We start from the raw sequence: 13,906 nt of genomic DNA, 5'->3' as shown, positions 1-13,906 counted from the left end.
TGGCATGTTGCGCTCTCTCAGGGGAGCGCACTCCCCGATTGATAGACAGTGCAAACACCGTTCTTTTTTATCCCATCAGCGATATTTATCCACTGAATACGCTCAATTAGTCAATTGCCGCGTCTCCAAAGCTCAGCTATAACTAAATGAACCACGATGATTTTTTGACAGGAGCCAACGGGAAGGCAGCACACGGGATCTCATCTACAGGCTTGTTATGCTAGGGGGCGCGCTGATGGCTATATCGACGGATAATCAGGTAAAAAAAACACTTCGCCTGAGTGATGGACCGGACTGGACATTTGAGTTATTGCGGGTTTATCTCGACGAGATTGATCGGGTAGCCAAGCTGTATCGTCTGGCAACCTATCCTCATCAGATCGAGGTAATCACCTCAGAACAAATGATGGATGCCTATTCCAGCATAGGTATGCCGATCAACTATGCCCACTGGTCGTTCGGGAAAAAATTTATCGAAACCGAACAGCGGTACAAGCACGGGCAGCAGGGGCTGGCATATGAAATCGTCATTAACTCCGATCCCTGTATCGCGTACTTGATGGAAGAAAATACGCTACCGATGCAGGCACTCGTCATGGCACACGCCTGCTACGGACACAATTCGTTCTTCAAAGGCAACTATCTGTTCCGCAGTTGGACCGACGCCAGCTCTATCGTCGATTATTTGCTCTTTGCCCGGCAGTATATTGCGCAATGTGAAGAACGTTATGGCGTGGATGAGGTCGAGCACCTGTTAGACTCCTGCCATGCGCTCATGAATTACGGCGTTGACCGCTATAAGCGTCCGCAGAAAATCTCGCTCGAAGAGGAAAAATCTCGCCAGAAAAGCCGCGAGGCCTATCTGCAAAGCCAGGTCAACGATCTCTGGAAAACCTTACCGCGCCGCGAACAGGGGACGGCACCAGAACAAGCAAGACGCTTTCCGCAAGAACCGCAGGAAAACCTGCTCTACTTTATGGAGAAAAACGCCCCGCTGCTCGAGCCTTGGCAACGAGAGGTGTTGCGTATCGTGCGGAAAGTCAGCCAGTATTTCTATCCACAGAAGCAGACTCAGGTGATGAATGAAGGCTGGGCCACCTTCTGGCACTACACCATCCTGAACCATCTTTATGATGAGGGTCGAGTCTCTGAGCGTTTCATGCTGGAATTCCTGCACAGCCATACCAACGTGATTTATCAGCCGCCGTATAACAGCCCGTATTACAGCGGCATCAACCCCTATGCGCTGGGCTTCGCAATGTTTCAGGACATCAAGCGTATTTGTCAGTCACCGACAGAGGAAGACCGCTACTGGTTCCCCGATATCGCGGGTAAGGACTGGCTTGATACGCTGCATTTCGCAATGCAGAATTTCAAGGATGAGAGCTTCATCAGCCAGTTCTTATCACCTAAATTGATGCGCGATTTCCGGCTATTTACCGTGCTGGACGATGATCGAAACAACTATCTGGAAATTGCCGCGATTCACGACGAAGAAGGTTATCGTTTAATTCGGCAAGAGTTGTCCGCGCAGTACAATCTGAGCCATTTGGAGCCAAATATTCAGGTCTGGAACGTGGATTTGCGCGGCAACCGAGCGCTGACACTGCGATACGTTCCGCATAACCGCGCGCCCTTAGATAAAAGCAGTCAGGAAGTGTTAAAACACGTCCATCGCCTGTGGGGGTTTGATGTTTATCTGGAGCAGGCTAACTCAGATGGCAGCATTGAGCTAATTGAGCGCTGCCCGCCGCGTAACGGGGCGGCATCCGCATAGCGGCACAGGTAAAAAGCTTCGCCGATAAAAGACAAAGGGGATTCAGGCAGTACCTGAATCCCCTTTTCACGATGAAGCGAATGACGTCTTAGCGGCGCACTTCCGCGATATCTCGCGGGATGGCGCTCTGCATACTGTGCCAGATCGCTCCACTTTCTTTACCGTAATGTCTGACGACATCCATAACCTGATCGTACAGCTCTTCGCTGCGTAACGTTTCCAACCGACCGTAAAAATTCACCGCCAGCTTACGGGCTTCTGGGTTGGAGAAATAATATCGCCCTACGCGAATATATAATCCTTTCAAACCGTTCAGGATCAGGCCATAAATCGGGTTGCCAGAAGCAAAAGCCAAACCACGGAACACGTTATAGTCAAGTAGCGCAAAGGCTTCTGCGCTGTCATCAACCGCGTTTGACTGGGTCAGCACATCGCGCACCTTTTCAGGATTATGTCGTAACGCCGTCCGAATAAAAATTGCGGCGATATTGGTGCGCACAGCCAGCAGGTTATCGATCAGTTGCGGGACGCTATCGTGATCGAGCCGAGCCAACGTTTCCAGAATGTTAAGCCCAGAAGTTTCCCAAAAATTGTTAATCTTGGTTGGTTTCCCGTGCTGTATCGTCAGCCAGCCATCGCGGGCTAAGCGCTGAAGCACCTCGCGCAGGGTAGTACGGGTCACGCCGATCAGTTCGGAAAGCTCTCTTTCCGCGGGCAAAATAGAGCCTGGTGGAAAACGGTTATTCCATATACTTTCGATAATGTATTCTTCCGCGAATCCAGCCGGACTTTGCGCCTTTATAACCATGTGTTTGATAATCCGTAGCGGTGATTGCCGAAAAAAGCCGAACCATAATACCAGACGAAAGAATCATGATATAGCGCCGTACTCAGACCCCGAACCATTTCAATGAAAAATTGTGACTGCAAACCGCCCCTCACTGCGACGAACGGTAGACTTATGACCATTTGTAAAGTTTTTACGGTATGATAAAAACCATCAAACTATTCTAACGAATAAGGATTCTCTTCTCATCATGATTGGCATGCCCCTTCACCACGCACTGTTTAAAAACTTTCTTGGGCAGTCACCAAACTGGTACAAGTTGACTATTTTTTGCTTCTTGCTGATTAATCCACTGCTGTTCTATTTTATTAGTCCGTTCTGGGCAGGCTGGTTATTGGTCGTGGAGTTTATTTTTACGCTCGGTATGGCGCTGAAATGCTATCCGCTACAGCCAGGCGGTCTGCTGGCGCTGGAGGCGATTCTCATCGGCATGACCAGCCCACAGCAGGTGTGGCATGAAGTCACAGGGAATATTGAAGTGCTCATGCTGCTGGTATTTATGGTGGCAGGCATCTACTTCATGAAGCAACTGCTGCTGTTTGTGTTTACCAAACTGCTGCTGCGCATTCACTCCAAAACGCTACTCTCACTCGCCTTCTGTATAGCGGCAGCGTTTCTCTCCGCGTTTTTAGACGCGTTGACGGTAATTGCCGTCGTGATCAGCGTCGCCATCGGGTTTTACGGTATTTATCACCGTTTCGCGTCCCAACAGGGTGAAAGTGATGCCGACATCAGCGATGACAGTGCATTAAGCAGCGAGGAGCATCGGTCCACGTTGGAACAGTTTCGCGCCTTCTTACGCAGCCTGCTCATGCACGCTGGCGTCGGCACAGCGTTGGGTGGGGTGATGACGATGGTCGGCGAACCTCAAAACCTGATTATCGCGAAAAGCGCTGGCTGGGATTTCGTCAATTTTTTCCTGCGCATGTCACCCGTGACTGTCCCGGTGTTTATTTGCGGTATTCTGACCTGCGTGCTGGTCGAACGTTTTAAACTGTTCGGCTATGGGGTAAACCTGCCGGACAGCGTACGCCGTGTACTTGAGGATTATGATCGGGACATGACAGAAAAACGTACGCCGCAGGATAACGTGCGTTTACTCGTGCAGGCGCTGATTGGCGTTTGGCTCATCATCGCGCTGGCGTTCCATCTGGCTGAAGTCGGGTTGATTGGTCTTTCCGTGATTATTATGGCCACAACGTTCTGCGGCGTAAGCGAAGAACACGCTATCGGAAAAGCGTTTCAAGATGCCATGCCGTTTACCGCGCTGTTGACAGTCTTTTTTGCCATCGTCGCCGTCATTATCGATCAGCACCTGTTCTCACCGATCATCCATTACGTCCTGCAATCTTCGGATAGCGCCCAGTTAACACAGTTTTATCTGTTCAATGGCTTGCTATCATCGATATCGGATAATGTCTTTGTAGGGTCGGTTTACATTAACGAAGCCCACAATGCATTTAAAAATGGACAGATCTCGTATTCTCAGTTCGAACTGCTCGCCGTGGCGATCAATACCGGCACCAACCTGCCTTCGGTTGCTACGCCGAATGGGCAAGCTGCGTTTCTGTTCTTGCTGACATCCGCGCTGGCACCGCTTATCCGCCTCTCTTACGGGCGTATGGTGATCATGGCGCTGCCTTACACCATAGTGATGACGCTGGTCGGGTTGCTTTGCGTTGAATTCGCGCTGGTGCCGTTCACTGACTTTTTGCTGAATAATCACTGGATTTCTTTGCCAAATTTGACCCTATCGGGCAGTCACTCATAATCACGATCGTGTATAGTCATTACGGTGGTGGCAATGTCCCTGTTGATGATCCTATCCACAGGGACATTGTCGCCGAAAAAATGACAGAAAAGCATCAAATAAACATATCGTTACGTTTTGCACAGTGAAATGATGGCAGTGAAGCCAGAACGGTTTACACTGCTGCTTTAATCATGTTTAGCATGGAATATTTTTATGTTGCGATTTCTTAATCGTTGCTCACGCGGACGTGGTGCGTGGCTGCTGCTGGCGTTTACCGCTTTAGCGTTGGAATTGACTGCGCTCTATTTTCAGCACGTTATGCTATTAAAACCGTGCGTGCTGTGTATCTATCAGCGCTGTGCACTATGGGGCGTTTTCGCGGCAGGTATTGTCGGTGCCATCGCACCATCAACACCGTTACGTTACCCTGCCATTGCGCTCTGGATATACAGCTCGTACGAAGGGGTTCGATTGGCATGGAAGCATACGGATATCTTGTTGAATCCGTCGCCGTTTAACACCTGTGATTTCTTTGTCAGCTTCCCGTCATGGCTGCCTTTGGACAAATGGCTTCCCGCCATTTTCAATGCGACAGGGGATTGCTCAGAGCGTCAATGGTCGTTCCTTTCGATGGAAATGCCACAATGGCTGCTCGGCATCTTTGCTGCTTATCTGTTGATTGCTGCGCTGGTACTGATCGCTCAGCCCTTCCGTCCCAAGCGCCGCGACCTCTTCAGCCGTTAATACATAATCTGTTAAGAAACCGAAAAGCCCGACAATATGTCGGGCTTCTGGTAACCGTTTCTGCACTTCACAGACTCACGCCAACCGTCACTGCTGTGGCCTGTAGATATCCCGATAATGGCCTAATCGCTCGTTGAAGAAAGGCCTTTTTTCTTGCGGGATTCTTCGTGATATTTCATCTGCGTCGATCTTTTTTTCCTGACTTTCCATGAAAGCAATCGTGGAGGCAGCAAAGTCAGTGTACTGCTCGCTGTATTCAAGGATGATTTTCTCAAAGTTAATCACATGCTCTCCCCCTCTGCTGGTTTAACTGCTCTAAAATTATACAACACGTCACGATTTATGCCGGAGACGACAGCATGATTCGCACAAGGAAAAAGAAAAATGTGAAGTGGTGGGCAAAAAAATGGATGTTTCGATTCCAGCAGTGAAGTGCGGCGTTTTCTTCCTCAATGGTATTTAAACCACCCGCCCCTTTTTGAGCACTTTTTCTTCATTACAACCCCACTCATGCCTATAGTAGGTATCGCAGGTCAACAACGACTTCTCACCCTATGAGGTATTTCTAGCGCAATTAATGTATTCAGGAGAAACAATCATGTTAGGCAATATCAATATTTTCATCGCCGTATTGGGCGGCATCCTCTTTCTTAGCTTTCTGGCGGCGTACCTGAGCCCCAAATGGGATGACTAATGAGCACTGACTCTCCCCCCGATAAAAAGCCCCTCTTCTGAGAGATTCAGATTGAGGGGCTTCTTGTTTTAGGCATGCAACTTGTTTTCGTCATACAACAACCCGCGCCGAACAAAAATTATCGTGCCCATTCTGGTTTGTTCAGGATATGGTCTTGCCAGTCCACCACTTCGCTTTCGCGCACGGCAATATGGCGCACCGAGATACGTTCGCGGTGCATGGCTGTCTTGGTACCACAGACCAACGGATGCCACTGCGGTAAATCCTCACGCTCATGAACTAGACGATAAGCACAGGTCGCCGGTAGCCAGTTAAACGTCAGCAGGTTTTCTCGCGTGAGCTTGATACAGTCCGGCTCATACTCGAAGCGTTTCTCATAGTTACGGCACTGGCAGCTTTTAATATTCAGTTGATTACAGGCGACGTTGGTAAAGTAGATCTCCTCCGTATCCTCATCAATCAGTTTATGCAAACAGCACTGACCGCAGCCATCGCACAGCGACTCCCATTCATCGTCAGACATCTCAGACAACGTTTTTTGCTGCCAAAAAGGGCGTTCAGTCATGTTTCTTCCTGTTGTAAATCTATAGCGTTGTAAATAAAGATACGTGATTCTGGCAGGCACTGCGGGGAAGTGTTGCTGCCCGTCGTTCGATACGGGCAGCCAGAGCGTTAAATAATACGTGTGCTCAGCGTCCGGTCATTGACCGTAATCGTCAGCATATCGCCAGACAGGATCGGACCAACCCCTTTTGGCGTACCCGTCAAAATAATATCGCCCGCACGCAGCGTAAAGAAACGGCTCATATAGGCAATCAGCGGCAGAATCGGCGTAATCATATCACGCGTGTTGCCCTGCTGGCGTACTTCATCATTCACTTTTACACCCAGTTCGGTTTGCTGCGGATCGCCAAACTCAGCGACCGGAATAAAACCGGAGATCGGGCAAGAGCCATCAAATGCTTTGGCTTTTTCCCACGGCTGACCCGCTTTTTTGAATTCAGACTGCAAATCACGCAGCGTCAAATCCAGCGCTACGCCATAACCCGCGATTGCACGAGCGACGCGTTCTTCATTCGCCTGCTTTAACGGCGTGCCAATCAGCACCGCCAGCTCGACTTCATGGTGTACCGATCCCAGGTTTTTGGGAATGGCGACGGGCTGGCGTAAATCACACAATGCGGTTTCAGGCTTGATGAATAAAACTGGCTCACTCGGGGTTGCACTTCCCATTTCTTTGATATGTTCTGAGTAGTTGCTTCCGACGCAAACGACTTTATTTACTGGGAAATCAAGCAGCGCGCCCTGCCAGTCTCTGTGTTGATACATGGGTATTCTCCTGCCCTGTCTGTTGGATTATCGCTGCTTTCATGGCGCAGAATATGCCCAAAAAGAAAGCCGCTATATAAGAACACGATGGTGCAAAACCATCGTTATATCATCGCAGCAGGGGTTCTCCCAACAGATTTCAGGAGCGCAAGGTTACCGATCGCGTGGTCTGAAGAAGGCACCATAGCCTATCAAGAATAGAAACCATTAAATTATGACGGGCTAAAACTCGAAAGATGAATATTTATCGTGCGGAATATCATGTAAACCGTCGAGATATTCCACACCAAATTATGTGTTCGGCTTTATCTGAAATTACGCCTTAGTATTATTTTTTTACATTTACACCGGCGTGGTTAATAAGCTTTCAACCGGCGGCGGAACCTGTAGATAAAAGCCCTGTTCCTGAAGCGCAAGTTTTACTTTTTCTATATCGGCATTCGCCAATTTTTTACGCCCATCCAGCGGTAAAACCATGGCCAACTGCGGCGCACCAAAACTTTTCATTAATTCTTCAGGCACGCGTGAAAAATCGTCTTTTTTTTCAACATAAAGATAGGTCTGATCGCGTTTAGCACTTCGATAGATCACACAAAACATTTTTTTTACTCTATTTGATGGGAATGCCATCTTGCCTGTATATAATTGTAACTATAACATGCTTACAGCGCTCTGGAATATCATGCCTTAAATGTTACTCTAGGGATTAAAAGATGCTGAAACTGAGTCAGGATAGATGTCACAAACGCCAATAGAGCTAAAAGGCAGCAGCTTTACCTTATCGGTTGTTCATTTGCATGATTCCCAACCCGAGGTAATTTACCAGGCACTACAGGAAAAAATAGAGCAAGCGCCTGCTTTCCTGAAAAATGCCCCCGTTGTCATTAATGTTGCTGCATTAACAGCGGAAACCGACTGGATAAAATTGCAGCAGGCCATTTCATCAACAGGCCTGCATGTCGTTGGCGTCAGCGGATGCACCGACGACGTATTAAAACAAGCCATTGCGCAGGCGGGGCTTCCTCTTTTGAGTGAAGGCAAAGCACAACGTCGGGCAATCGAACCCGTTGCGGCTGTTCCTACCGCGGTGAAAACGAAAGTCATCAACACCCCTGTTCGCTCCGGCCAACAGATCTATGCTCGAAACAGTGACTTAATCGTCATGAGCAGCGTTAGCGCAGGGGCAGAGGTGATTGCTGATGGCAATATTCATATTTACGGCATGATGCGCGGCCGAGCCCTCGCGGGCGTTTCTGGCGATGTTCAAAGCCAGATATTCTGTACGCATCTGGCCGCAGAACTGGTCTCTATTGCCGGACGTTACTGGCTGAGCGACCAGATTCCTGAAGCGTATTTTGGGCAACCAGCACGGATCAACCTGAACCAGCTGGACAATGTGTTAACGATAAAACCTCTAGACTAGAATCTCCCAAGGAAACATTTATGGCACGCATCATTGTTGTTACATCGGGTAAAGGGGGCGTTGGCAAGACCACATCAAGCGCGGCCATTGCTACCGGTTTAGCCCAGAAAGGAAAAAAAACGGTTGTCATCGATTTTGATATCGGTCTACGTAACCTCGACCTGATCATGGGATGTGAGCGTCGCGTGGTGTATGACTTCGTGAACGTGATTCAGGGTGATGCCACACTGAATCAAGCGCTGATCAAAGATAAGAGAACGGACAATCTCTATATTCTGCCTGCATCACAAACACGCGATAAGGATGCGTTAACGCATGAGGGCGTTGAAAAAATACTCAACGACCTGAGCGATATGGCGTTCGATTTTATCGTGTGTGATTCGCCAGCCGGGATTGAAACAGGTGCATTGATGGCACTCTATTTCGCCGACGAAGCGATTATCACCACTAACCCGGAAGTGTCTTCCGTTCGCGATTCCGACCGTATTCTGGGCATTCTGTCCTCTAAATCACGTCGTGCGGAACGTTCTGAAGATCCGATTAAAGAGCATCTGCTGTTGACGCGCTACAACCCAGGGCGGGTGAGCCGTGGTGATATGTTGAGTATGGAAGACGTCCTTGAGATCCTGCGGATTCCGCTGGTTGGCGTTATTCCTGAAGACCAATCCGTGCTACGCGCCTCTAACCAGGGCGAACCCGTTATTCTGGATGCGGAAGCCGATGCAGGTAAAGCCTACGCGGATACCGTTGAACGTTTGCTTGGCGAAGAGCGTCCTTTCCGTTTTATTGAAGAAGAGAAGAAGGGTTTCCTTAAACGACTTTTTGGGGGATAAATTATGGCTTTACTGGACTTCTTTCTGTCCCGCAAAAAAACGACAGCCAATATTGCCAAGGAACGGCTGCAAATTATTGTCGCGGAGCGACGCCGGGGTGATAGTGAACCCCATTATCTGCCGCAATTAAAGCGAGACATTCTTGAGGTTATCTGTAGATATGTACAGATTGATCCTGAGATGGTGACAGTTCAACTTGAGCAAAAAGGAGATGATATTTCCGTGCTTGAGTTAAACGTGACATTACCGGAAGCGGAAGAAACGCCTAAATGATTTTTCTGCTGTGATATCCCCTGCTTTCACGCAGGGGATATATATTCCCGTCATACATCCGAATCACTTACCTGAGTAAACCATCAGGATTTTTTCTTTTATCACCTTTCTAAAACTCGAATCGTTTAAAATAAACTGTATATTTAGCCAGTATTTATTTTTATTCTGTTTTTCACCACATTCTTCTCACCCTATTTGCTGCTTTTCTCTAATTGAACATCGCAACAAATAAGGCGTCTTAAGAAGACTCGTTTGCCAGTGATTAATAGCCCTGCACAATTTCGCGCAGTTCATCGCCATATAACTGACCACGCCAGCCAGATAGCATTTCTGGTGTACTGGCATCTTGCCCCGTTAATTTCCAGTGCCAGTTCAGCAGGCGATTAATTTGACGACGTGATGCCAATAATTCGGCGGATAAGCCACTCTGTTCACTGGCGCGCTGCACCAACGCCTTGATATCTTTAAATGCTTTCTTATAGCTGGGGTGGTCGATCAAATTAATTACTGGTGGTGGGCAATCCACATCAGCAATGCCTTCCGTCTGCGCAACACAATCCAGCAGCGTTTTGCCGTGATAACGGATTTCAGGGCCGCTCAGCCCCAGAGAACTCAGTTCCCCCAGCGAAGACGGCAAACAGCGTGCAACCTGCAAAAGGTTCTCTTCACGTACGACAAAATTCACCGCGCTGTCCCGCTCACGCGCTTTACGTAAACGCCACTCAGCCAAACGCTGAAGACATGCCAGATGTCGTCCACGCAGTTGCCAGGCGTTGCCAAATTCACGATAGGCCAGCGTCGGGGACAAAATATCCTGTTTACGCTGACAAAGCAGGAGGCACTCGTCCAACGCGGCATTCATCCAGCCCGCGGCTTCTGTATCCGCCACCAGTTGGATCGCCATCGGTAACAGATAGAACACATCAGCAGCCGCGTAGTCGCACTGTTTTTCGCTCAGTGGACGGGCAAGCCAGTCCGTTCTCGACTCACTTTTATCCAGCGTCACGTCCATGTAGTCAGCCACCAGCGCAGCAAAGCCATAAGAAAGTGGCTTGCCTAAAAATGCGGCCAGAATCTGTGTATCAATGAAAGGCGTCGGTAGTGTTCCAAACGTATTGAGAAAGACTTCCAGATCTTCGCTGCCCGCATGCAGGAATTTAGTGACCTGCTCGTCACGCAGTAATGATTGAAAAGGAGCCCAGTCTGTAATCGTTAACGGGTCGATAAGCGAAAGCTGTTCGCCGTCATACAATTGAATCAACCCTAATTGCGGGTAATACGTGCGGGTTCTGACGAACTCCGTGTCCAATGCCACCTGCGGAAAGCGCCGCGCCTGGGCGCAGACCTGTTGTAACCCGATGTCGGAAGTGATCAACTGATAATTCAAAACGTCATTCTCTTGGTTGTTTTTACTTTACGGTTCTGGGTCAAATCCGTATCGCCGTAAAAAATTCCCGGCGGAAATTTTTAACGTCGCAAGCGACGGCCCATGGGGTAACGACGAATAAATCCGTCATAAAAAAGAACGCCGGATAAACCGGCGTGAAAACATCATATCGCGTCCTGCCTCTCTCTGGCAGTCGTTTTTCGCGGAAAATCGTCAAGCGGCAGCGTCTTTCTTCGCCTTCTTATCTTCACGTAATTCGCGGCGCAGGATTTTCCCGACGTTGGATTTCGGCAAATCCTCACAAAATTCGATCTCTTTCGGCACTTTATAGCCCGTAAGATTACGGCGACAGTGGGTGATGAGTTCTTCTTTCGTTAACGTGCGATCGCGCCTTACCACAAAGGCTTTAACTGCCTCACCGGATACTTCATTTTCGACCCCAATCACTGCCGACTCGGAGACTTTGGGATGACGACTAATGACGTCTTCAATCTCCGTAGGATAGACGTTAAAACCGGAAACCAGAATCATATCCTTCTTGCGATCGATCACCCGCAGGAATCCTTCGTCATCAGCCGTGACAATGTCACCTGTCGCCAGCCAGCCGTCTTTTAATACGTCATCCGTGGCAGCAGGCTGCTGCCAGTATCCTAACATCACCTGCGGCCCGCGCACCCACAGTTCACCGGATTCGCCCGGCCCCACATCGTTGCCGTTATCGTCAATGATTCTGACATCCGTTGATGCGACTGGCAGCCCGATACTGCCGCTGTAATGCTTGAGATCGTAGGGATTCACGGCCACCAGAGGGGAACTTTCTGTTAAGCCATATCCTTCAAGCAGATGTTTACCCGTGAGTTTCTCCCAGCGTTCTGCCACTGCCCGTTGCACTGACGCGCCTCCGCCAACGGATAACCGCAGTGTCGAGAAATCAAGCTCATGGAATTCTTTATTATTGAGCAACGCATTAAACAGCGTATTGACGCCAGTAATCGCAGTAAAAGGATATTGCTTCAGTTCTTTTACCACCGCGGGGATATCTCGGGGGTTGGTGATCAATAAATTCTGTCCGCCCAACTCAAAGAAAAGCAGACAGTTAGCCGTCAACGCAAAAATGTGGTACAGCGGCAACGCCGTGACCACCCATTCATTTCCTTCCCTCAACACCGGGCCATAAGCCGCAAGACACTGTGCCACATTCGCCTGCATATTGCGGTGCGTGAGCATCGCGCCTTTGGCGACGCCCGTCGTACCACCAGTATATTGCAGAAAGGCCAGATCGCTATTGATGATATCAGGCCGCACATATTGCTGACGCCGTCCTTCTTGCAAAACACGACGAAACGAGATGGCATCCGGCAGATGGTACTTGGGCACCAGCCGCTTAATGTATTTCACTACGAAGTTAACCAGCGTGCCTTTTGCCGTGGATAGCTGGTCGCCCATGCGGGTCAGGATAACGTGCTTCACCGCCGTGTTATGGACAATTTTTTCCAGCGTATGCGCAAAGTTCGAGACGATCACAATCGTGCTGGCACCGCTATCTTTTAGCTGGTGTTCCAGTTCCCGTGGCGTGTACAGCGGGTTGACGTTGACGACCACCATACCCGCACGCAGCACACCAAACAGTGCAACAGGGTATTGCAGCAGATTGGGCATCATCAGCGCCACGCGATCGCCTTTCTGCAATTTAAGCTGATTTTGAAGATAGGCCGCAAACGCCCGGCTCCGCTCTTCCAACTTGCGAAACGTCATCACCTCACCCATGTTGATGAATGCAGGTCGATCGGCATAACGCCTTACGTTATTTTCAAACATTTCAACCAACGACGAATAGCGTTCTGGATCGATTTCCGCCGGTACGTCCGCCGGATAACGTGATAACCAAATTTTTTCCAAGACGTCACTCCCGAGATATTTTTTTAGTGGCATCGTCGTCGCCCTCATAGGCATATAGTTATTAACATTATTTTAACTCAGCCTACCAGTTAGCTAACAAACAATGTTAAGGTTGCGAGAACGATCACTAATTTATTCTTTATTCAAAAAAAATCAGGCGACCTGCGTCGCCTGATCTCTTTACGTCGAACGAAATAATTTTAGAGCCTACCCAGGTTCAAAATGACAAGTAAAATAGCCCTACGCTTATTCTGTCACGATATTCTCAATCCGCGCCGGACCGGGCCAACCGCCGTCAAATCCCCATCCTGGCCCCCAGCCATAACGGTAACCTGCACGCCATCCCCACGGGCCATAACCACCGGGCGGCACCATCAGACGCTGCACGACATTCCAGCGTTTGTAGCCTTGCGCATCGACCACGACATAGCGATAAGGTTTATCACCAATCGCGCCCTGTTCGGTACCAACAATCGGCCCAACCACGGTCACCAGTTGATCTTTAAAATCGACAGGTTCCAGAAAGCGATTCACATAAGCAATAAAGCGGCCTTCTGACGGCATATCCAACAGCGGTTTCGCCCCGCTATCCAGCGGCATACTGGCAATTTCCAGACGCGTTTTATTCGCTTCATTGCGGATGCTGACCACTCGCCCACCAAAGCGTGACTCCTGACCAACATAAATCTGCGGCGCATTCATCACGCGCACCAGATCATCCTGCGGCGTTGGCGACGTGCCTTTAATGGCATCCGGCACTGTGACACAGCCTGACAGCAGCAGCGCTGTAGCCGCCACTATACAGAGGCGTGCTTTTTTCTGATTCAGATACAGACTTTTCATTTGCATACTTTTTATCTGTACACGCATGGCACAACCCCCTCTACCAGACATCTGATAATTAGACTGCTCGGCATCGAATAAGTTGCTGTTTATTCCCGTTATAC

General features: G+C 49.2%; 15 protein-coding genes. 7 read left to right on the top strand and 8 right to left on the bottom strand.

Features of this window, described 5'->3' with window-relative positions:
• Positions 1 to 235 precede the first annotated feature (235 nt).
• The gene (locus tag A6301_RS00935; RefSeq protein ID WP_107170685.1) at positions 236 to 1,777 is read left to right on the top strand and encodes a SpoVR family protein; all 1,542 of its coding nucleotides are present in this window, start codon (positions 236 to 238) and stop codon (positions 1,775 to 1,777) included.
• 88 nt (positions 1,778 to 1,865) lie between these two features.
• Here the strand turns inward: A6301_RS00935 and fadR are convergent, their stop codons facing one another.
• Positions 1,866 to 2,585, bottom strand: a complete 720-nt coding sequence (fadR, locus tag A6301_RS00930; RefSeq protein ID WP_107170562.1) for a fatty acid metabolism transcriptional regulator FadR — start codon at positions 2,583 to 2,585, stop codon at positions 1,866 to 1,868.
• Positions 2,586 to 2,814: 229 nt separating this feature from the next.
• Between fadR and nhaB the strand changes: the two genes are divergently transcribed.
• Together nhaB and dsbB are read left to right on the top strand one after the other, a co-directional pair.
• A complete protein-coding gene (gene nhaB, locus A6301_RS00925; protein WP_107170563.1) occupies positions 2,815 to 4,395 on the top strand; it encodes a sodium/proton antiporter NhaB in 1,581 nt (526 codons plus the stop codon).
• 195 nt (positions 4,396 to 4,590) lie between these two features.
• Positions 4,591 to 5,121: a disulfide bond formation protein DsbB gene (dsbB, locus tag A6301_RS00920; protein WP_107170564.1), complete on the top strand. Its 531-nt coding sequence runs from the start codon at positions 4,591 to 4,593 to the stop codon at positions 5,119 to 5,121.
• An 87-nt stretch (positions 5,122 to 5,208) separates the two neighbouring features.
• Here dsbB and A6301_RS00915 read toward each other — a convergent pair whose 3' ends face one another.
• A complete protein-coding gene (locus A6301_RS00915; protein WP_010275471.1) occupies positions 5,209 to 5,406 on the bottom strand; it encodes a DNA polymerase III subunit theta in 198 nt (65 codons plus the stop codon).
• A gap of 313 nt (positions 5,407 to 5,719) precedes the next feature.
• On the opposite strand from A6301_RS00915, the gene mgtS reads away from it, so the two are divergent.
• Entirely contained in the window at positions 5,720 to 5,815 is a 96-nt protein-coding gene (gene mgtS / locus A6301_RS00910) for a protein MgtS (protein ID WP_005968788.1), read from the top strand.
• 118 nt (positions 5,816 to 5,933) lie between these two features.
• On the opposite strand, the gene A6301_RS00905 is transcribed toward mgtS, so the two are convergent.
• The 3 genes from A6301_RS00905 to A6301_RS00895 all read right to left on the bottom strand — a co-directional run bounded on the left by A6301_RS00905 (position 5,934) and on the right by A6301_RS00895 (position 7,744).
• Positions 5,934 to 6,380: a YcgN family cysteine cluster protein gene (locus A6301_RS00905; RefSeq protein WP_014699866.1), complete on the bottom strand. Its 447-nt coding sequence runs from the start codon at positions 6,378 to 6,380 to the stop codon at positions 5,934 to 5,936.
• A 107-nt stretch (positions 6,381 to 6,487) separates the two neighbouring features.
• Positions 6,488 to 7,144 carry a fumarylacetoacetate hydrolase family protein gene (locus tag A6301_RS00900; protein ID WP_107170565.1) on the bottom strand — a complete coding sequence of 219 codons (657 nt, stop codon included), beginning with the start codon at positions 7,142 to 7,144 and terminating at the stop codon, positions 6,488 to 6,490.
• A 342-nt stretch (positions 7,145 to 7,486) separates the two neighbouring features.
• On the bottom strand, positions 7,487 to 7,744 hold the full coding sequence (locus A6301_RS00895; protein ID WP_107170566.1) for a YcgL domain-containing protein: 258 nt from the start codon (positions 7,742 to 7,744) through the stop codon (positions 7,487 to 7,489).
• 136 nt (positions 7,745 to 7,880) lie between these two features.
• On the opposite strand from A6301_RS00895, the gene minC reads away from it, so the two are divergent.
• The 3 genes from minC to minE are packed head-to-tail and all read left to right on the top strand — an operon-like array spanning position 7,881 to position 9,673.
• Positions 7,881 to 8,567: a septum site-determining protein MinC gene (gene minC, locus A6301_RS00890; RefSeq protein ID WP_107170567.1), complete on the top strand. Its 687-nt coding sequence runs from the start codon at positions 7,881 to 7,883 to the stop codon at positions 8,565 to 8,567.
• 20 nt (positions 8,568 to 8,587) lie between these two features.
• A complete protein-coding gene (gene minD / locus A6301_RS00885; RefSeq protein ID WP_107170568.1) occupies positions 8,588 to 9,400 on the top strand; it encodes a septum site-determining protein MinD in 813 nt (270 codons plus the stop codon).
• A gap of 3 nt (positions 9,401 to 9,403) precedes the next feature.
• Positions 9,404 to 9,673 carry a cell division topological specificity factor MinE gene (gene minE, locus A6301_RS00880; RefSeq protein WP_005968801.1) on the top strand — a complete coding sequence of 90 codons (270 nt, stop codon included), beginning with the start codon at positions 9,404 to 9,406 and terminating at the stop codon, positions 9,671 to 9,673.
• Between the two features lie 262 nt (positions 9,674 to 9,935).
• Here minE and rnd read toward each other — a convergent pair whose 3' ends face one another.
• From rnd to A6301_RS00865, 3 genes are all read right to left on the bottom strand, one after another.
• The gene (rnd, locus tag A6301_RS00875) at positions 9,936 to 11,060 is read right to left on the bottom strand and encodes a ribonuclease D (protein WP_234256889.1); all 1,125 of its coding nucleotides are present in this window, start codon (positions 11,058 to 11,060) and stop codon (positions 9,936 to 9,938) included.
• A gap of 213 nt (positions 11,061 to 11,273) precedes the next feature.
• Positions 11,274 to 12,959 carry a long-chain-fatty-acid--CoA ligase FadD gene (gene fadD / locus A6301_RS00870; RefSeq protein WP_234256888.1) on the bottom strand — a complete coding sequence of 562 codons (1,686 nt, stop codon included), beginning with the start codon at positions 12,957 to 12,959 and terminating at the stop codon, positions 11,274 to 11,276.
• A 246-nt stretch (positions 12,960 to 13,205) separates the two neighbouring features.
• Positions 13,206 to 13,829 carry a Slp family lipoprotein gene (locus A6301_RS00865; protein WP_275900148.1) on the bottom strand — a complete coding sequence of 208 codons (624 nt, stop codon included), beginning with the start codon at positions 13,827 to 13,829 and terminating at the stop codon, positions 13,206 to 13,208.
• Positions 13,830 to 13,906: the final 77 nt, after the last annotated feature.

The organism is Pectobacterium sp. IFB5596, from assembly GCF_021432585.1.
In the GTDB taxonomy this organism is placed as follows: domain Bacteria; phylum Pseudomonadota; class Gammaproteobacteria; order Enterobacterales; family Enterobacteriaceae; genus Pectobacterium; species Pectobacterium punjabense.
This window is presented reverse-complemented; position numbering and strand designations above follow the sequence as displayed.